17 protein-coding genes and 2 pseudogenes are annotated in these 18990 nt (G+C 60.6%); 7 read left to right on the top strand and 12 right to left on the bottom strand.

Annotated features, from left to right (window positions below; all coding sequences use genetic code 11):
* Positions 1 to 4: 4 nt before the first annotated feature.
* The 4 genes from RAE19_RS04105 to RAE19_RS04090 all read right to left on the bottom strand — a co-directional run bounded on the left by RAE19_RS04105 (position 5) and on the right by RAE19_RS04090 (position 4197).
* Positions 5 to 748, bottom strand: coding sequence for an amino acid ABC transporter ATP-binding protein (locus RAE19_RS04105; RefSeq protein WP_087494649.1), 744 nt, complete (start codon positions 746 to 748; stop codon positions 5 to 7).
* A 9-nt stretch (positions 749 to 757) separates the two neighbouring features.
* Positions 758 to 1861, bottom strand: a complete 1104-nt coding sequence (locus RAE19_RS04100; protein ID WP_313873721.1) for an amino acid ABC transporter permease — start codon at positions 1859 to 1861, stop codon at positions 758 to 760.
* Positions 1862 to 1870: 9 nt separating this feature from the next.
* On the bottom strand, positions 1871 to 3046 hold the full coding sequence (locus tag RAE19_RS04095; protein ID WP_313873720.1) for an amino acid ABC transporter permease: 1176 nt from the start codon (positions 3044 to 3046) through the stop codon (positions 1871 to 1873).
* A gap of 116 nt (positions 3047 to 3162) precedes the next feature.
* A complete protein-coding gene (locus RAE19_RS04090; RefSeq protein WP_428983956.1) occupies positions 3163 to 4197 on the bottom strand; it encodes an amino acid ABC transporter substrate-binding protein in 1035 nt (344 codons plus the stop codon).
* A 257-nt stretch (positions 4198 to 4454) separates the two neighbouring features.
* Between RAE19_RS04090 and RAE19_RS04085 the strand changes: the two genes are divergently transcribed.
* The 3 genes from RAE19_RS04085 to RAE19_RS04075 are packed head-to-tail and all read left to right on the top strand — an operon-like array spanning position 4455 to position 7551.
* Positions 4455 to 5327 carry an ion transporter gene (locus tag RAE19_RS04085; protein ID WP_313873719.1) on the top strand — a complete coding sequence of 291 codons (873 nt, stop codon included), beginning with the start codon at positions 4455 to 4457 and terminating at the stop codon, positions 5325 to 5327.
* Between the two features lie 23 nt (positions 5328 to 5350).
* A complete protein-coding gene (locus RAE19_RS04080) occupies positions 5351 to 6373 on the top strand; it encodes a methionine synthase (protein WP_313873718.1) in 1023 nt (340 codons plus the stop codon).
* 2 nt (positions 6374 to 6375) lie between these two features.
* Positions 6376 to 7551 carry a serine hydrolase domain-containing protein gene (locus tag RAE19_RS04075; protein ID WP_313873717.1) on the top strand — a complete coding sequence of 392 codons (1176 nt, stop codon included), beginning with the start codon at positions 6376 to 6378 and terminating at the stop codon, positions 7549 to 7551.
* A 113-nt stretch (positions 7552 to 7664) separates the two neighbouring features.
* Here RAE19_RS04075 and RAE19_RS04070 read toward each other — a convergent pair whose 3' ends face one another.
* Genes RAE19_RS04070 through RAE19_RS04055 form a run of 4 tightly spaced genes read right to left on the bottom strand, consistent with a single transcriptional unit; the run spans position 7665 to position 10522 of the window.
* Positions 7665 to 8711 (bottom strand): NADP-dependent oxidoreductase, encoded by a 1047-nt coding sequence (locus RAE19_RS04070; protein ID WP_313873716.1) that lies wholly within the window; start codon positions 8709 to 8711, stop codon positions 7665 to 7667.
* Positions 8708 to 9331 (bottom strand): DUF1003 domain-containing protein, encoded by a 624-nt coding sequence (locus tag RAE19_RS04065; protein WP_313873715.1) that lies wholly within the window; start codon positions 9329 to 9331, stop codon positions 8708 to 8710. The genes RAE19_RS04070 and RAE19_RS04065 overlap by 4 nt, the downstream gene beginning before the upstream one ends.
* Positions 9332 to 9380: 49 nt before the next feature.
* On the bottom strand, positions 9381 to 10001 hold the full coding sequence (locus tag RAE19_RS04060; RefSeq protein WP_313873714.1) for a YitT family protein: 621 nt from the start codon (positions 9999 to 10001) through the stop codon (positions 9381 to 9383).
* Between the two features lie 14 nt (positions 10002 to 10015).
* On the bottom strand, positions 10016 to 10522 hold the full coding sequence (locus tag RAE19_RS04055; protein WP_313873713.1) for a hemerythrin domain-containing protein: 507 nt from the start codon (positions 10520 to 10522) through the stop codon (positions 10016 to 10018).
* A 101-nt stretch (positions 10523 to 10623) separates the two neighbouring features.
* On the opposite strand from RAE19_RS04055, the gene RAE19_RS04050 reads away from it, so the two are divergent.
* Positions 10624 to 11364, top strand: coding sequence for a 2OG-Fe dioxygenase family protein (locus RAE19_RS04050; RefSeq protein ID WP_313873712.1), 741 nt, complete (start codon positions 10624 to 10626; stop codon positions 11362 to 11364).
* 81 nt (positions 11365 to 11445) lie between these two features.
* Here RAE19_RS04050 and RAE19_RS04045 read toward each other — a convergent pair.
* Positions 11446 to 12643, bottom strand: a pseudogene (locus tag RAE19_RS04045) (NAD(P)H-dependent flavin oxidoreductase).
* A gap of 166 nt (positions 12644 to 12809) precedes the next feature.
* Between RAE19_RS04045 and RAE19_RS04040 the strand changes: the two are divergent.
* Positions 12810 to 13850, top strand: coding sequence for a GGDEF domain-containing protein (locus RAE19_RS04040; RefSeq protein WP_313873711.1), 1041 nt, complete (start codon positions 12810 to 12812; stop codon positions 13848 to 13850).
* 24 nt (positions 13851 to 13874) lie between these two features.
* On the opposite strand, the pseudogene bktB reads toward RAE19_RS04040, so the two are convergent.
* A pseudogene (gene bktB / locus RAE19_RS04035) lies at positions 13875 to 15061 on the bottom strand (beta-ketothiolase BktB).
* Positions 15062 to 15242: 181 nt separating this feature from the next.
* On the opposite strand from bktB, the gene ppk2 reads away from it, so the two are divergent.
* Positions 15243 to 16139: a polyphosphate kinase 2 gene (gene ppk2, locus RAE19_RS04030; protein WP_313876174.1), complete on the top strand. Its 897-nt coding sequence runs from the start codon at positions 15243 to 15245 to the stop codon at positions 16137 to 16139.
* On the opposite strand, the gene RAE19_RS04025 is transcribed toward ppk2, so the two are convergent.
* On the bottom strand, positions 16136 to 16900 hold the full coding sequence (locus tag RAE19_RS04025) for an SDR family NAD(P)-dependent oxidoreductase (RefSeq protein ID WP_313873710.1): 765 nt from the start codon (positions 16898 to 16900) through the stop codon (positions 16136 to 16138). The genes ppk2 and RAE19_RS04025 overlap by 4 nt on opposite strands.
* A 90-nt stretch (positions 16901 to 16990) precedes the next feature.
* Positions 16991 to 17710, bottom strand: coding sequence for a GntR family transcriptional regulator (locus tag RAE19_RS04020; RefSeq protein ID WP_313873709.1), 720 nt, complete (start codon positions 17708 to 17710; stop codon positions 16991 to 16993).
* A gap of 100 nt (positions 17711 to 17810) precedes the next feature.
* On the opposite strand from RAE19_RS04020, the gene RAE19_RS04015 reads away from it, so the two are divergent.
* The gene (locus RAE19_RS04015; protein ID WP_313873708.1) at positions 17811 to 18965 is read left to right on the top strand and encodes an LLM class flavin-dependent oxidoreductase; all 1155 of its coding nucleotides are present in this window, start codon (positions 17811 to 17813) and stop codon (positions 18963 to 18965) included.
* The last annotated feature ends 25 nt before the right edge of the window (positions 18966 to 18990 follow it).

Here is an 18990-nt window from a genome sequence, read left to right as displayed (position 1 = left end):
GTACTTAGTGCCCCAGAATCTTGGACAAGAAGTCGCGGCTGCGCTCGTTCTGCGGGTTGTTGAAGAACTCGTGCGGCGTGTTCTGCTCCACGATCTGGCCTTGGTCCATGAAGATCACACGGTCAGCCACAGCCTTGGCAAAGCCCATTTCGTGGGTGACGCAGATCATGGTTATGCCTTGGCTGGCCATCTCAATCATCACGTCCAGCACTTCCTTGATCATTTCCGGGTCGAGGGCCGAGGTAGGCTCGTCGAACAGCATGATCTTGGGTTTCAGACACAGGGCGCGGGCAATCGCCACGCGCTGCTGCTGACCGCCGGAGAGCTGCAGCGGGTACTTGTTGGCCTGGTTGGCAATGCGCACACGCTCCAGCTGGATCATGGCCTTTTCTTCAGCTTCTTTTTTCGGCATTTTGCCGACCCACATGGGGGAGAGCGTCAGGTTTTCCAGCACGGTGAGGTGCGGAAACAGGTTGAACTGTTGGAACACCATGCCGACTTTTTTGCGCACATCGTCGATGGCTTTGACGTCGTCGGTCAGCTCCACGCCGTCCACGATCAGGTTGCCCTGCTGGTGCTCTTCGAGGCGGTTGATGCAGCGGATCATGGTGGACTTGCCGGAGCCCGACGGGCCGCAAACCACGATGCGTTCGCCTTTGGTGACGGTCAGGTCAATATCGCGCAGTACGTGGAAGTTGTTACCGTACCACTTGTTGACTTTGTTGAAGGTGATGATGGGTTCAGACATATTCGTTCCTTAGCGGAGTTTGCTTTTGTTCACTTGCTTTTCGATCCAGAGGCTGTAGCGCGACATGGAGAAGCAAAACACAAAGTAGATGAGTGCGATGAAGATGTAGCCTTCAATCTTGAAGGGGCGCCAGTCAGAGTCCGAGTTCAGGGCCAGGCTCATGGCACCGGTCAGCTCGTACAAGCTCACGATGGTTACCAACGACGTGTCCTTGAAGGTGGAGATGAAGTTGTTCATGATGCCGGGCACGACCATGGCCAGGGCTTGGGGCAAGACGATCTTGCGCTGGGTTTGCCAGTAGCTCAGGCCTAGGGTGGCGGCCGCTTCAATCTGGCCCTTGGGCACTGCTTGCAGGCCACCGCGGATTACTTCGGCCATGTAGGCCGCAGCAAACAGCGTGATACCGGCCAGCACCCGCACCAACACGTCGATGTTGAAGCCCTGTGGCATCAGCAGCGGGAACATGAAGGACGCCATGAACAGCACCGAGATCAAGGGCACGCCACGGATCAGCTCCACGTAAATGGTGCAGAAGGTCTTGATCGCCGGCAGTTTGGAACGGCGACCCAAGGCAATCATCAAGGCCAGCGGGAAAGCCATGGCCATCGACAGCGAGGACAGCAGCAGCGTCAGTGTCAGGCCACCCCAGCGGTCGGTTTCGACCAGGGACAAGCCCATGACATCGCCGTGCATCAGCACAAAGAAGGTGCCCAAGACCAGCACCCAGGCTGCGCCCAGCCATGCCTTCCAGAACATGCGCATGCAGCTGGCAACCAGCAAGCTGCAGAGCAGCAGTGTGGCTACCAGAGGGCGCCACTGCTCTTCAAAGGGGTAACGGCCAAAAATGATGATGCGGAATTTTTCCGTCACCACGCCCCAGCAGGCGCCTGCACGGTCTGCGCTGCAGGCATCGGCGTTGGCGGCCCACTTGGCGTCGATCAATGCCCAGCCAAACAGGGGCGGCAAAATGTAGAGCAGGATCGCCCCCATGATGAGGGTGCCGATGGTGGTCTGCCAGCTGCCAAAAAGGTTGCTGCGGATCCAGGCAACCGCACCTTCGGTCTTGACCGGGGCGGGACGTGCGGGAATAGGTTCAAAAGTAGTTGCGCTCATAACTAGGCCTTAGCGTTCTTTGATCGCAGAGCGGGTGTTGTACCAATTCATGGTGATGGACGTGAACAGCGACGTGCTCAGGTACACCAGCATGATGATGGCAATGCACTCCACCGCGCGGCCGGTTTGGTTGATGGCGGTGTTCGCGATAGACACCACATCCGGGTAGCCGATGGCCACCGCCAAGGATGAGTTTTTGGTCAGGTTCAGGTACTGGTTGGTCACTGGCGGAATGATCACGCGCAGTGCCTGCGGCAGCATCACCAAGCGCATGGTGTGGCCACGGCTCAAGCCCAAAGCGGCAGCCGCCTCCGATTGGCCCAAGGCGACAGACTGGATGCCGCCCCGCACCACTTCGGATACGAAAGCCGCGGTGTAGATCGTCAGGCCCAGCAGCACAGACAGGTACTCAGGTGTCAAAGCTCCGCCGTTTTCAATAGCGAATTCACCTTGGATCGGCATATTGAGCGCAGTAGGCGCACCGCCCAACAACCAGCCGAGCACACCGACCGCCAGCACAATGCCGATCGGAGCCAGCACCATGCTCTTGGCCTTGCCGGTCTGCTCAAACGACTTTTGCGCATACACGCGGTAAGCCCAAGCGGCAGCCACGCCCAAAAGCAGGCCCCAGGCGCCCCAAACATGTCCGTGCGCCCACTGAGGAATCGGGAAGTTAATCCCCCCCTTGCTCAGAAAGAAGGGTCCCAGTACCCAGGGCTCGTTGGATGCGGGCAGCACCTCGGTGAACATCAGGTACCACATCAGCAACTGCAGCAGCACCGGAATGTTGCGGAAGAATTCCACATACGCGGCGCAAATGCCCCGGACCAGTGCGTTGCGCGAAAAGCGTCCGACACCGATCAAGGTGCCCAGAATGGTGGTCAGGATGATGCCCACCACGGCAACGCGCAGCGTGTTCACAAATCCGACGAGGTAAGCCCGCCAGTACGACTCACCGGAGTCGAAGGCGAAAAGGCTCTCGCCGATGTCGAACCCGGCAGGGTTGGACAAAAAGTCAAAACCACTTTGAATGCCACGCAACTTCATGTTGGTGGTGGTGTTGTGGGCAAGATAAAGCACCGTAGCCAGCACCACCACGATGGCGATAGCTTGGTACATCAGTCCACGGAATGCCTGGCTGCGCCAGGACCAGGACTTTTTGGGAGGGGAGGAGGGTGTGGACATGTCAGCCCTTTGGTTCACTGGAAAAACACTCATCAAGTGAAAAGGGCAGCGCAAGGTGAATGCGACTGCCCTTTTCGGTCACGGAACGCCGGTTTACAGCCTTCCGTTTACTCTCATTAACGCACTGGAGGGGCGTACTGCACGCCGCCCTTGTTCCACAGGTTGTTCAAACCACGTGGCAACTGCAGGGCAGACTTGGGGCCCACGTTGCGTTCAAACATTTCGCCGTAGTTACCAGTGGTCTTCACAGCACGTGCCAGCCACTCTTTGTCCAAGCCCAGCAACTTGCCAGTGTCTTCCTTGGAGCCCAACAAGCGGCCGACCACGGGGTCTTGGCTGCTGGTCTTCAGGTCGTCGACGTTAGCGGCGGTGATGCCGGCTTCTTCAGCTTCCAACAGGCCGTACACGGTCCACTTCACAATGGCGGTCCACTCGTCGTCACCGCGGCGAACCATGGGGCCCAAAGGCTCTTTGGAGATCAGCTCGGGGAGGATCATGTGGTCAGCAGGGTTCTTGGCAACCTTGTTACGGGTAGAGGCCAGGCCGGATGCGTCGGTGGTGTAAGCCACGCAACGGCCGGAGAAGTAAGCGCCTTCAGCGGCTTCGAGCTTTTCAAACACGATAGGCTTGATGTTCAGCGCGTTGGCCTTGGAGAAGTCAGTCAGGTTCTTTTCAGTGGTGGTGCCGGACTGCACGCACACGGTCTGGCCCTTGAGCTGCTTGGCGCTCTTGAGCTTGCTCTTCACGGGAACCATGAAGCCTTGGCCGTCGTAATAGGTCACGGCAGTTTGGGACAGACCCAAAGATGCGTCACGTGTCAGAGTGAAAGTCGTGTTGCGGGAGAGCACGTCAACTTCGCCGGATTGCAAAGCAGTGAAACGGGCTTGTGCGTTCAGGGGAACGTACTTCACCTTTTCGCCGTCGCCCAACACAGCAGCGGCTACTGCGCGGCACACGTCCACATCGAGACCGGTCCACTTGCCGTTGGAATCAGCAGCACTGAAACCAGCCAAACCTGTGTTCACACCGCAAACCACTTGGCCACGGGCCTTGACGGCATCCAATGTCTTGCCAGCGTGGGCGGGTGCTGCAACGACGGCACCCAAAGCGGCAACCACGGTTGCCAGTGTTTTCAGTTTCTTCATGCTCATAAATCATTACTCCAAAGAATTGAATCAGCAGGGTGCACCAGATTGGTGTCTGCGCCCCGATTCTGACGCTGAACTGTAGCTTTGTGGGCCCGCGCCCTCATCGGGGTTTACCATCGAAAGGTATGCGGAAAAGTAATAACCTAATTCGCCGCAATCCTCCCAATAGCTGACAGCAGCAAGCAGAAAGCGTGCCACTCAGCGGCTTTGCGCAGTGGCACAGTAGAGCCCCCACACGCATCGCCACTTGCCATTGTTTCATGACCACGCCCACAGAAACCTCTTCCTACCTCGGTAAACCGCTAGACGGCTGGCGCTTAAAGCTGTTCACCATCATTTTTGAAGCCGATACCCGTGCCGGGCGGCTGTTCGACCAGTGCCTCATTTTTGCCATTCTGGTCAGTGTGGCAGTGGTGGCCATGGGGAGCGTGGGCGCGGTGGCTGACCGGGTTGGCATCTGGTTCGAGGTGCTGGAGTGGGTGTTCACGCTCCTGTTTACTGCTGAGTACGTCGCCCGCCTCCTGTGTGTGCGGCACCCGATGCGCTATGCCCTGAGCTTTTACGGGGTGATCGATCTGCTGGCTTTGCTGCCCACTTACGTGGCACTCTTGGTGCCTGAGGTCTCCGCCCTGATTGATGTGCGGGTGCTACGCTTGTTACGCGTCTTCCGGGTGTTCAAGCTCACTGCCTATGTGCAGGAATACCAGGCATTGGCCCGCGCATTGGCCGCCAGCCGGCGCAAGATTTCGGTGTTTTTGTCAGCGGTGCTGATGATTGTGCTGGTCATGGGGACGTTGATGTACGTCGTCGAAGGCCCGGTCAACGGGTTTACGAGCATCCCGACCTCGGTGTACTGGGCGGTGACCACCATGACCACAGTGGGGTTTGGCGACATCACGCCCAAAACCGATTTGGGCCGCTTTATCGCCTCTTGCATGATGTTGCTGGGCTGGGGCACTCTGGCGGTGCCCACCGGCATCGTGACGTCCGAGATGGCCTCTTTGCGCGGAGCCCCAGCGCCCGCCACCACCCGCACCTGCCACGAATGCCTGACGGAGGGGCATTTGCCCGAGGCGCGCTATTGCCTGCACTGTGGGGCACACTTGTCACCGTATTTCCGCGACATTCCCTGAGCCCCCCATAACAAGGAGACACCATGTTCGAAACCGCGATTGCCGGCAGCCTGCCCAAACCCTCTTGGTTGTCAGAGACCGAGAAACTTTGGCCCCAATGGAAACTGGCCGGCCCCGACCTGCAACAAGCCAAGGCAGATGCCACCTTGCTATGGATCAAAGCCCAAGAGGACGCGGGCCTTGATGTTGTAGGCGATGGTGAGCAGAGCCGCCAGCACTTTGTGCATGGCTTTCTGGAGCAGGTAGAAGGGATCGACTTCGACAACAAAGTCACCATGGGCATCCGTAACAACCGCTACGACGCCCAGGTCCCCCAGGTCATCGCAGCGCTGCGCCTCAAAGGCCGGGTGCACGCGTTTGAAGCCCAATTGGCCCGCGCCCACACCAAGAAAAAACTCAAATTCACTCTGCCCGGCCCGCTGACCATTGTGGACACCGTGGCCGACCGTTTTTACGGCGACAAGAAAACCATGGCGTTTGCGTTTGCCGAGCTGCTGAACCAGGAAGCCCTCGCCCTGCAGGCCGATGGGGTGGACATCATCCAGTTCGACGAGCCGGGTTTCAATGTCTACATGCAAGACGCGGTGGACTGGGGTGTGCAGGCCCTCGAGATTGCGGCCCGCGGCCTGACCTGCACCACGGCGGTTCACATTTGCTATGGCTACGGCATCAAAGCCAACAACGACTGGAAAGAAACCCTTGGCCAGGAGTGGCGCCAATACGCGCAGGTCTTTCCCGCGCTGGCGGCCAGCAGTATCCAACAAGTGAGCCTGGAGTGCTACCAGTCGCATGTGCCGCCGGACCTGATGGCTTTGCTCAAAGACAAGGACGTCATGGTGGGCGTGATCGATGTCGCCAGCGATGTGATTGAAACCCCCGAGCAGGTGGCAGACACCATCGGCGTCGCGCTACAGCATGTGCCGCGCCATCGCATCTTCCCTTGCACCAACTGCGGTCTCGCTCCCATGAGCCGCGAGGTGGCCACCAAAAAGCTAGAGGCCCTCGCCCAAGGTGCCGCATTGGCGCGCCAACGCTACGGAGCCTGACGGTGGCCGCCACGCCCGATACCGGGTTTGACGCGCCCGCCTTGGAGGCGCTCGGTCGGGTGCTGCAAGCCGAGGTAGACAAAGGCCGCTTGCCCGGTGCGGTAGCCCTGATTGCCCGGCGGGGTCAGACCGTGTTGCACCGTGCCTGGGGCCAGCAAAATCCGGCGGATGGCACGCCCATGGCTGCGGACAGTATTTTTCGCATCTACTCCATGACTAAGCCGCTGGTGTCGGTGGCGATCATGCAATTGGTCGAGCGCGGGCAACTGCTGCTCAGCGACCCTGTGGGCCAGCACTTGAGCGAGTTTGCGGCGGTGCGGGTGGACGACGGCCACACCCCGGCGCCACGCGCACCTGCCCGGGAGCCCACGGTGCAAGACCTGTTGCGCCACACCTCCGGCTTGACCTACGAGATATTGGGCGACGACGCCATTCAGCAGCGTTATGCGGCTGCCGGGCTAGGCACCCGCCAGCTCAGCAACGCCGGTTTTTCGCACGCCTTGGCGGCCATACCCTATCGCTACGAACCCGGCAGCATCTGGCAATACAGCCGGGCCACCGACCTGCTGGGCGCTTTGCTGGAGCGGGTTACCGGCCAGCCGCTGGGCGACTATTTGCAGGCCCACATCCTGGGGCCCCTGGGGATGGTGGATACCGCGTTTGTGGTTCCGCCCGACAAGCACCACCGCATTGCCGAGCCCTTCGCCCACGATCCCGATGGCGGCCAGCCAATGCCCTTGATGGATCTGCGCAGAACCACGCCCATGCAGGCGGGTGGTGCCGGGTTGGGCTCCACCGCGGCAGATTACGCGCGCTTTTTGCAGTGCATGTTGGGGGGCGGCACCTTGGACGGTGCGCGCATCCTGAGTCCGGCTTCGGTGCGCTTGATGACCTCTGACCACTTGGGCGATATTTCGGTCAACCGCAGCGGCCGCGCTGCGGAGCTGCTGCCACCGGGCCACGGCTTTGGCCTGGGTTTTGCCGTGCGGCTGCAAGAGGGCTTGGGCAGCCAGCTGGGCAGCAAGGGCATGTACTACTGGAGCGGCATCTCCGGTACTGTGTTTTTTGTGGATCCTGCCAAAGACTTCTTCGCGATCCTGCTCACCCAGGCGCCCAATCAGCGCAGCTGGTACCGGCCGCTGTTCCGCAACCTGGTGTACGCCGCGTTGAACGATTGAACTCCAGCGTCAGGGGGCTAGAGTCACCTATAAAAAGTGCCTCTAGCCCTCTATTTGATTGCGCAGATAGCTATAAAAACAATAGCAATTCGCTTTTGCTGCCAAGGACGTGATCAGCCCTTGGCGACTTCCAGCACCAGCTTGCCGAAGTTCTCTCCGTTGAAGAGCTTGAGCAGCGTCTCTGGGAAAGTTTGCAGGCCCACCACCACGTCTTCCTTGCTCTTCATGCGGCCGTCTTTGAGGTAGCCGGCCATCTCGGCCACGGCCAGGTGGTAGCGGTCGGCGTAGTCGAAGACCACAATGCCTTCCATGCGCGCGCGGTTCACCAGCAGGCTCAGGTAGTTCTTGGGGCCTTGCACGGCGGTCGTGTTGTTGTACTGGCTGATGGCGCCGCAAATGATGATGCGGGCCTTGCGGTTGATGCGGGCCAGCACGTCGTCCAGAATTTCGCCGCCCACGTTGTCGAAGTAAATGTCGACGCCGGCGGCGCAGTGCTCTTTCAGGCCTGCACGCACGGCGCCGGGGCCAGCCTTGTAGTCGATGCAAGCATCAAAGCCCAGTTCCTTCACCACCCACTCGCACTTGGCGGGGCCGCCCGCAATGCCGACCACGCGCAGGCCCAAGATTTTGGCGACCTGGCCTACGGTCTGACCCACGGCACCGGCGGCACCGGAGATCACGATGGTTTCGCCTGCTTTGGGCTGGCCCACATCCATCAGGCCGAAATAGCCGGTCATACCGGGCATGCCCAGCACATTGAGCCACTGGGTCAGGGTGCCGGCGCGCAGGTCGATCTTGACCAAGCCGTTGCGCTTCATCTCGTCTTTGGCAATCGTGATGTATTCCTGTACACCAAAGCCTGCGCTCACATAGTCGCCCACGGCGAACTTGTCGCTCTTGCTGGCCACCACTACGCCCACGCCACCAGCGCGCATGACTTCGCCAATGCCCACCGGCGGGATATAGCTCTTGCCTTCGTTCATCCAGCCGCGCATCGCGGGGTCCAGGCTCAGCGCCAAGGTTTTGAGGGTGACACCACCTTCAGCGGGCTCGGCCACCGGCTCGGAGGTGTGGCTCCAGTCGCTGGCTTTGGGCATGCCCACGGGGCGCGCGGCCAAGCGGATCTGGTGGTTGGTCAGGGTGGACAGGGCTTGGGTCATAGGGGCTCCGGGGAAAGGGGGTCAACAATGGTCGCGGATGGTAGCGCCGTACCTTGCGTAGCTTGGTAGCCTAGGTGACAAGCGGGGGGCCTGCCGCGCAGCTCGGCGAGCTGGCTCGACAGTTCTTTGACGGCCTGTGTCAGCAGCAAGAGCTCCTTGTCTTTGAGCAGGTCGATTTTTTCGTGCAGCAGCTCAATCTCGAGCTCTGCCTTGACGTTGACCTCGTAGTCGCTCTCGGCATGTTTGCGGTCCAGCTCCGACTGGCGGTTCTGGCTCATCATGATGGCCGGTGCGGTGTAGGCCGCCTGGAAAGACAGCAGCAGGTTGAGCAGGATGAAAGGGTAGGGGTCCCAGGCGTGCGACCCGGTCAGCACATTGCCGGTGATCCACACCACGATCAAGCCACTCTGAATCAGGATGAAGCGCCAAGACCCCACGGTGCGGGCCACCCCGTCTGCCATGCGCTGCCCGCGGGTGGCGGGTGGCAGGTCAAAGTGCTCTGGCGCGGCGGTGACTTTGGGCGGGTGCTTGTGGCGGTGTTTGCGCCGGTGTTCACGCAACAGGCCGAGCTGGTGTTGGTCTACCGTTGCCGGTTTGTGGGTGGTGTTGTCAGTGGGCATGCGGGCCTCCGGTGGTGTGCGTTGCGGTGCCGGTGGCCTGAGCGTGCGCTCAGTGGGCCATGTAGCGGCCGGCGCGGTGGTTGGTCGCTAGGGTCTGGTTCAGGGTGATGGCGCCCAGCACACTGAGCAGCACATGCTGCCAATCAGTCACCCCGAAAGCCAGCAGCACGATGGTGCAGTCCAGCGCCATTTGCAGGCGCCCGGCACGCCAGCCGAATTTCTCTTGCAAGTAAAGCACCAGCACATTGAAACCACCCAGGCTGGCTTTGTGCCGGAACAAAATCAACATGCCTGTGCCCATGAGCAAGCCACCAATGACAGCAGTGGCCGCCGGGTGCAGGTGCTCAAAGCCCACCCACTGCGGCATCAGGTTGGTCAGGCCAGCCAGCAGGGCCACTGCCATAAAGGTCTTGACGGTAAACACCCGCCCCATGCGCTGGTAGGCCAGGGCGTAAAACGGCAGGTTGATCGCGAAAAAGATCAGCCCGAAATTCCAGCCCGTGGCGTAGTGCAGCCAGAAGGCCACCCCTGCGGTGCCACCGGTCAGCAGGCCGACCTGCTTGAACATCAAGACCCCCAGCGCCACAAAAATGGTGCCGGTGAGCAGGGCTTGCAGGTCTTCAGTGGGGCGGTGGCGTAAGTCGGTGGTGCTGTCAGGGGTTTGGGGCATTGGGCGATGTGTAGTCAGGCGGTGGCGGTGTCCGAGCAGGTAGCGCCGCCGCAGCCATGAATCTCCGTTGGTGGCAAACGGTCAGGTTGGGCGAGCGCCCCGGTAGCCGGGTCGTAGCCTGCCGAACGCAAGTGCAATGCCAGGGATGCATCCATGCTCTGCGCATGTTGCGGGAACCAGATGCCCAGCTCATCAGCCATCTGCCGCACCACCGCGAGGTCACCGCCGTGCCCTCGGGCTTCGCCTTCGCGCATCACCTGCAGCACCACTTTGTGCTGGGTGGCGTGGCAGTTACCGGCGGCAAAGCCGGTGGCGCGCATCCACTCGTCTTCGCGGTTGAAGTGCTCCTGGGTGTGGGCAATCAGCGCCGACCACAAGGGCAGGAGCATGTCATCGTCAGCCAGCACCACGCGCGCTAGCAGGTCTACAAACTCTTGATGCACTTCGTCCATCACGGGCATGTCAAGTACCAGGGCATCGGTCCAGGCGAGAGTGGTAGGGACGGTAAGGGTTTCGGTCATCGGGCTTCTCCTTGATCGGGCCCAGCATAGGCGGCGCAGGCCTTGGACGTATTGACCCACATCAGGCGGCGGCATCACAGGGCGGTTGATAATCTTCCGCTATGACCATCTCCTTCCAGCCTCCCCTGATTGCCCGCCCCGCCGACCTGGGCGCCACCCTGTTTCGTCAGGGCTATGCGGTCGTAGGAGCGTCACAAGTCGCAGGCTTGTCCGGCGTACCCCTGGATGCCATGCTGGGCTGGTGCGACGGCTGGAATGACCTGCCGCCTGACAACTACCTCAAGGATGGTGGCCGCTACCGCCGCCGCCGCCACTCTTGCTTTGTGCTTGACAGCCATGGCGTGACCCAGGCACCGCACCGGCCGCACTGGCAGCCCCTGTCTTACAACGCGCTGCACGGCGGCATGCAGCGCCACTTTGAGCCGATGGACAGCAGCGTCACAGCGCAAGCGCCTTGGCAGCAGTTATTGGCCTGGCTGGGCCGGGTGGCAGACGATTTGAAAGGCCCCCACACCTGGTTTGCCGAGGCGCACCAGTTCCGCATCGACACCACCGACGGCATTGGCCGCCCTACGCCTGAAGGCGCACACCGCGATGGTGTGGACTTGGTGGCGGTGTTCATGGTGGCCCGTGATCGTGTGAAGGGGGGCGAGACACGCGTGTTTGAGGCCGATGGCCCCAACGGCCAGCGCTTTACGCTGAGTGAGCCCTGGTCACTGCTGCTCTTGGATGATGAGCGTGTCATCCACGAGTCCACACCGATCCAGCCTTTGGCCGAGGGCGGCTACCGCGACACCTTGGTGGTGACCCTGCGCGCCGGTGGGTTCCAGGGCGAGGCTTAAAGGTTTTTTGCCCTGGAGCGCTTGCCGAATAAGCGCGAGCTGCTCCTGAATTGATAGCGTAATCGCTGCTTATGTCGCTGCTTATGCTGCCGCGCCTGCCATGCCGGGCGTCAGCAAGCGCTGCATGAGCTCGCGCACCGTTTTGATCTGGTCGCCAAAGGGCAGGCGGCCGGCACCCCGGAAGAACAGGCCTTTTTTCACATCGCCACGCAGCGCAGCCGCCAGTTGGTTGTCGATGCAAAACTGGCCCCAGCCCGGCAAACCATCGCGCAGGCCGCATTGGCCCAGGCAGTCAAAGCTTTTGGTGCAGCGGCTCTTGGCGTGAGCCACAGCCTGTAACTTGGGCTCGATCTTCATGTACGCGCGCAGCCAGGGTGTGCCCACCGCGCGGGCGGGCAAGCCGGCTGACGCTGGTGAACTCGACCATGTCTTCCTCGCGCGCTTCGGCCAGCACCCGTTTGAATTCGGCGTGGGCGTCGCTCTCTTCGGTCACCGCAAACGCGCTGCCCAGTTGCACCGCGTCGGCGCCCAGAGCCTGCAGGCGTGCAATGTCTTCATGGCTGCGGATGCCGCCGGCAGCAATCAGCGGAATGTGTTGTTCGTAGCCCGCGTCTTTGAAAAACTGGCGCACTTGGGGAATCACGTTCTCAAAGTCAAACCGGGTGTCCTGCAAGTCTGCAATCTTGGCAGCGCCCAAGTGGCCACCGGCCAGGCGCGGGTGCTCGATCACGATGGCGTCCGGCAGGCGCTTTTTGCGCTCCCATTTTTTGACGAGCAGTTGCACACCCCGCGCGTCGGAGAGGATGGGAATCAGCGCTGCCTTGGGGTGGTCTTTGGCGAGGTCGGGCAAGTCCAGCGGCAAGCCGGCACCCACCACGACGGCGTCTATGCCGGCTTCGAGAGCGCGGGTCACGTTGGCGGCGTATTCGCTCACCGCCCGCATCACGTTGATGGCGAGCAGGCCCTTGCCGCCGGTGCGCTCGCGGGCGGCCTTTATCTCGCGGTCAATGGCCTCCAAGTTGGCGGCGTTGATGCCGGCTTTGGCTTCTTCACCGGGCGCCAGCTCGCGGGTACGGTCCATCAGGTCGGGGTGGTGGCGGCGCAAATCCACGCTGGAGAGCGTGCCCACCCCGCCTGCGGCCGCCACGCTGCCAGCCAAGCGGTTGCCGGAGATCCCGATGCCCATGCCGCCCTGCACTACGGGTAACAGCGTCCGCCCTGCAATCTGCAAAGCCTTCAGGCCGCTTTGGTGCAGCAGGTGGAGGGCTTCTGGGGGCATATCAGGGCTTTGCTGCTTGGTGTTGCTCATGGGCTGGTCTAAGATGGTGGTGGTTCTGCAAACGCGCAGCTTAGGTTCTGGGCGTTGAAGCAGGTTTGCGCTGGGTCAAACTGCAGTGCGATCGGGTGTTGGAACCGGACAACTACAAAAATTGGGTTGAAACCTCATGAATGCTTTGGTGCAAGGTCTCGCTGCTTTGGGCGGTTTGCGGGATCGCGATACGTTAGACACTGAGCTGGTGCGCTTGGTGGTGCGGCATGCCGGTTTGGGTGTGACGCGCGCAGAGTTGATTCGCGTGTTGGGCGACGGCGATGAGCAACGTTACCTGGCGCTGGCCACCATGCGACATGACCAGGATCAACCGACCCATGATGTGTTGTGGTCGGACTGGACCCAATTGCCCCATTTGATGGACTTCCCCCTGCGTGTGCGCGCCTTCGAAAAAGGCCGTGCGGTGCAAGAAGACCAGCCCGCGCCCGTGGCTGTGCTGCCGATGGGGACCCGGGATGGATTGCGCATTTTGCTTGAGGTCACCTCCGCCAAACCCCTGTCCCCCAGACGCGTGGACTTGCTGCAAAGCGTGCTGCTGGCCTATCAAAATTTGCTGGGCTTGTTGGACTACGGCGAGCGCGACTCACTCACCGAGCTGTTGAACCGCAAGACCTTTGATGGCGCTTTTTTCAAAGCCACGGCCGATAACAGCAGCACCCCGCCTGAGGGCGTGGATGAGCGGCGCGAGTCGGGCCGGATTGCAGGTGGCGTCTGGCTGGCAGTGCTTGATATTGATCACTTCAAGCGGGTTAACGATACCTATGGCCACTTGATCGGGGATGAAGTGTTGTTGCTGCTGGCCCGCCTGATGCGCAACAACTTCCGGTTTTACGACCAGCTCTACCGATTCGGTGGCGAAGAGTTTGTGGTGCTAATGCGCTGCGACGATGCCAGCCACGCCGAGATCGCCCTGGAGCGACTGCGCCGAAGGGTGAGCGATTTCGCGTTCCCGCAGGTGGGCTCGATCACGGTGAGTATCGGGGTCTCGCAGTTGCTGCCTAACGATACGCCCAGCAGCGCGTTCGGCCGGGCCGACAAGGCGGTGTACTACGCCAAAGAGCATGGCCGTAACCGCTTGTGCAACTACCAGCTCTTAGTGGCTGAGGGCCACCTCACCGAGCAAGCCGCCGACGAGATGGATGTGGACCTCTTCTAAGCGGCCCACACCTTGGGTGCCCGCTTAGCGGTCGCGCTCAAAAATAGCGGCAATGCCCTGGCCGCCACCAATGCACATGGTCACCAGCGCATAGCGGCCATTGATGCGCTCCAGCTCATACAAAGCCTTCACGGTAATCAAGGCGCCAGTCGCACCGATAGGGTGACCCAGCGAGATACCCGAGCCATTGGGGTTGACCTTGGCAGGGTCCAGGCCCAAATCTTTGGTGACGGCGCAGGCCTGGGCTGCAAAGGCTTCGTTGGCTTCAATCACATCGAGGTCATTCACCGTCAAGCCGGCTTTTGCAATGCCAGTTTGGTGGCAGGTACCGGGCCGATGCCCATGTACTTCGGGTCCACGCCGGCGTGGGCGTAGGCCACGAGGCGGGCCAGGGGCTTGAGGCCGCGGGCCTGGGCCACGCTCTTTTCCATGAGCACCACGGCAGCGGCAGCGTCATTGATGCCCGAGGCGTTGCCAGCGGTCACGGTGCCGTTTTCCTTGATGAAAACGGGCTTGAGCTTGGTCATGTCTTCGAGTTTGCAGTCGGGGCGGAAGTGCTCGTCGGTGGCGTAGGCCACTTCGCCTTTTTTGCTCTTGAGCATGACGGGGGTGATCTGGCTGGTGAAGTCGCCGGCAGCGGTGGCCTTCTGGGCGCGCTGATGGCTCTCGACCGCCAAAGCGTCCTGCGTTTCGCGGCTGATGCCCCATTTAGCGGCAATGTTTTCCGCGGTCACACCCATGTGGATGGTGTGGAAGGGGTCGTGCAACGCGCCAATCATCATGTCGACCATCTTGGTGTCCCCCATGCGGGCACCCCAGCGCATGTTGAGGCTGGCAAAGGGCGCGCGGCTCATGTTTTCAGCGCCACCGCCGATGGCGATATCGGCGTCTCCCAGCAAAATGCTTTGGCTGGCGTTCACGATGGCTTGCAGGCCCGAGCCGCACAGGCGGTTCACGTTGTAAGCCGGCGTCTCTTGTGCGCAGCCACCGTTGATGGCGGCCACACGGCTGAGGTACATATCCTTGGGCTCGGTGTTCACCACATGGCCAAATACGACGTGGCCCACGTCTTTTCCTTCCACGTTGGCACGGGCCAGGGATTCGCGCACCACCTGGGCGGCCAGATCAGTGGGGGGAATGTCTTTGAGGCTGCCACCAAAGGTACCAATGGCGGTGCGCACAGCGCTGACGACGACGACTTCACGGGACATACAAGACTCCTCTCAAATTAAAAATGGGTGCAGCAGCCAGTGTGCGCCGCTTGCAATACAGCCATCTTACGGCCGGAGGTGGTCATGGTTTTGTCATGAAATTGACATTAGAGGGACCTACCCTCAGAGTGTCAAAAATCTGCCCGTTCAGGAGTTGCTCGTGAGTTCCAGTGAAGAAGAAATGATCCGTCGCATTCGCAGCGACATGTTGGACAGCTATGACGAAGAGCTGGAAATGGAGCTCGACGACCACAACCAGGACGAGCTGGCCGATGGCCTGAGTCCCGAGCTGAGTGCCCAACAAAAACAGGACCGCCGCACCTATTTCCGCGAGCTTTTCCGCATGCAGGGCGAGCTGGTCAAGCTGCAGGACTGGGTGGTCGCCACCGGCCACAAGGTGGTGGTGATTTTTGAAGGCCGCGATGCGGCCGGCAAGGGTGGTGCGATCAAGCGCATTACCCAGCGCCTCAACCCCCGTGTGTGCCGCGTGGCAGCACTGCCTGCGCCCAACGACCGGGAGCGCACCCAGTGGTATTTCCAGCGCTATGTGAGCCACTTGCCGGCAGCGGGCGAAATCGTGCTGTTTGACCGCAGCTGGTACAACCGCGCGGGTGTGGAGCGCGTCATGGGCTTTTGCAATGACGAGCAGCTCGAAGAGTTTTTCCGCACCGTGCCCGAGTTTGAAAAGATGCTGGTGCGCTCAGGCATCCAGGTCATCAAATACTGGTTCTCCATCTCCGACGAAGAGCAGCACACCCGCTTTTTGGGCCGCATTCACGACCCGCTCAAGCAATGGAAGCTCAGCCCCATGGACCTGCAGTCCCGCGTGCGCTGGGAGGCCTACACCCACGCCAAAGAAGCCATGCTGGAACGCACCCACATTCCTGAGGCGCCCTGGTGGGTGGTGCAGGCCGTCGATAAAAAGAAGGCCCGCTTGAACTGCATTCACCATCTGCTGAGCCAGATGCCCTACGAAGAAATCCCTCACCCCCCGGTGGAGCTGCCAGAGCGGGTCCGCCACCAGGATTACGAGCGTCACCCCGTACCCGCCGAGATGTACGTGCCGGCGATTTACTAGCCCCGCACATCCGCCACGGGTTGTTCGCCGAAATCCGGGCGGGCCAGATAGGCCAGCACGCGGCGTGCAGCCTCTTCGGGGCTGGTGAGCTGGCCATGGGTCTTCAGGCCTTCAAAGCTGCCCCGGTCGGGAAAGTTCGCCGCATCCGCGCCGCGCAGCTGGACTTGCATGTCGGTGTCTATCACCCCCGGCGCAAGTGAGCAGACTTTCGCGCCGTTGGACATCAGCGCTTCGTCCATGGCCACGCAGCGGGTGAAGTGGTCCATGCCCGCTTTGGCCGCGCAGTAGCCGGCTTGCGAGGCCATGGCCCGGCGGCCCAAGCCAGACGACACATTCAGCACTTTGCGAGTCGCCTCCCAGTGGCGGGTGGCCCCGAGAAATGCCGCGCACAGCTGCATCGGCGCTTCCAGACCCACCCGCAACGCATGGGCCAGGTCTGCAGGGCTGCTGTCCCGCAGCGGCACCAGCGCGGGGATGACGCCTGCGTTGTTAATCAGGGTTGCGCTGGCAAAGAGCGTGGGGTCTTGGCTGTCCAGCCAGTCTTGCAAACGCTGCGCAGCCGCTGCGCCATCCGCCAGATCTGCCGACCATTGGGTCAGTGCTGCACCAGCTTGCTCGGCTTCGGCCTGCAAGGCGGGCTGGGTGTTGCGCGACAGGCACAGCAAATGGTGACCCGGCTGCAGCAGTTGCTGCGCCATGGCCAAACCCATGCCACGGGAGGCGCCGGTCAGGATGTAAAGGTGTTGCACTGGGGTCGACATCAGTTTTGGATTTGCTATCTAATTAGTAGCGCTTAGTCCAATAAATAAAAGGACTAGAGCATTATTTAACGATTGAAATACTTCAGCAGCTTATTGGCTCAGACGTGAGGAGTAGCGGCACACCGAAGGGTCAAACCAAGTTTGTGAAAACTCCGCAATGGTGTTGGCCGCTGTCCAAGAAGTACGTTCGATAAAGCCGGCGTACTCGTCAGCTAGGCGTCCGTAAGGGGGCAGGGACCATGTTGGTGACGGTGCTGCACTCACGTGGTCTTCAACACGGGAAATCCATGTGCCAAAACGTTCTTGGTAGAACAGATACATTGAGTCCCCTAAATCTGCTGCGGTAAGCACCGGGCAGTCGCTCGCATCGAACCAAATTTCTTCAAGTGCTGCAGGCACCTGACTCAAAAAACGCAAACGACGGACGCGCCACACTTTGCTTGTCGGGTTGCTCCCGAATGCGGGGACGTAGGTTGGGCGGGCTAATTTGCAGACATCCAAAATGTGTGCCGTCGGCAGACCAGGGCCTGTGTGCAATTCCAGTCGGAAGAGTTCATAAATTTGTTGGGTGCCCGCCACCTGCTTGACATAGGTGCCTGAGCCTTGTTTGCGTTCCAGCACGCCTTGATCTGACAGAAGCGCCAACGATTTGCGTAGGGTGCCGACAGCCACATTCAAGGTCTCTGACAGCTCTGCCTCGGTGGGTAAGCGTTCGCCCTCGCGCCAATAGCCCGCTTTGATCTGGCGGGCCAAAAGCTCAGCGATTTGCAGATAGATAGGTAGCGGCTTAGCAGGTATGGATTCGGGCATGCCGCGCAGTATGACAAATGCGGCTTGCGTCGGTGGAAACCCTCATTGGTAATTTATTCAAGTCATATACTATTCATTCATGTTTAAAGCGAGGTGATTCATGAGTGTTGTTCCCGTCAAAGGCGCAGACATTGAGGGCGCAGAGGTAGCATGGTTTGCGCCACTGTGCTCGGACGACTTCCGGGTATTGGGCGTTCCAGACGGTCAGTTGCGAAGCAGCTGGAGCAACACCCGTGATATCGCGTTGCGAGCTGACCAACTGGGCTTTCGCAACATCTTGTGCCCGTCGTCATACCAGGTAGGACAAGACACCCTGAGCTTTGTCGCAGCGATGGCGCCGCAAATCAAGAACATGAATATGTTGGGAGCCATTCGTTGCGGCGAAATGCAGCCTGCCATGCTGGCGCGCACGGTGGCAACACTGGATCACATGCTGGAAGGGCGCCTGACGCTGAATGTGATTTCCTCCGACTTTCCGGGCGAAACCGCTGACAGTGCTTATCGCTACCGCCGTAGCTGGGAGGTCGTGGAGATTCTCAAGCAGGCGTGGACGCAGGACACCATCAATTACGAAGGCCAGATTTACAACATCAAAGGGCTATCCACAGACCCGGTGCGTCCTTATCAAACAGGCGGCCCTTTGTTGTATTTCGGTGGCTATAGCCCTGATGCCTTGGCCCTGTGCGGTGCCCACTGTGACACTTATTTGATGTGGCCTGAACCCAAAGAGGTGTTGGCCCAACGCATGCGGGACGTGCATGCTCAAGCGGCCCAGCATGGGCGTGTGCTCGACTACGGCCTACGCGTACACATGATCGTGCGCGACACCGAAGCTGAAGCCCGCGAATATGCGCGAGAGCTGGTGTCGCAGCTCGACGACGATAAGGGGCGCGAGATCCGCCAGCGCGCTCTGGATGCCAAAAGTCTGGGCGTCTCATTGCAAAGTGCCAACCGCGAGATTGCCGACGAAGAAGGCTACATCGAACCTCACCTGTGGACAGGGGTGGGCCGTGCCCGTAGTGGCTGTGGTGCGGCCCTGGTGGGTAGCGTAGACCAGGTGCTGAGCGAGATCCACGATTACATGAAGATGGGCATCCGCGCGTTCATTTTCTCGGGTTATCCCCATTTGCAGGAGTGCGAAATGTTCGGCACCAAAGTGCTGCCACATTTACGCACTGTGTCGCTGGCACAGGAGTACGGTCGTGTGCCGGCGCAGACACCTGCGACTCCCTTGGGCAACGGCGTACGCCGTTGACCTGAATTTCCCAGCTTTTTTCAAC

This window comes from Rhodoferax potami, assembly GCF_032193805.1.
Taxonomy (GTDB): domain Bacteria; phylum Pseudomonadota; class Gammaproteobacteria; order Burkholderiales; family Burkholderiaceae_C; genus Allorhodoferax; species Allorhodoferax potami_A.
This window is presented reverse-complemented; position numbering and strand designations above follow the sequence as displayed.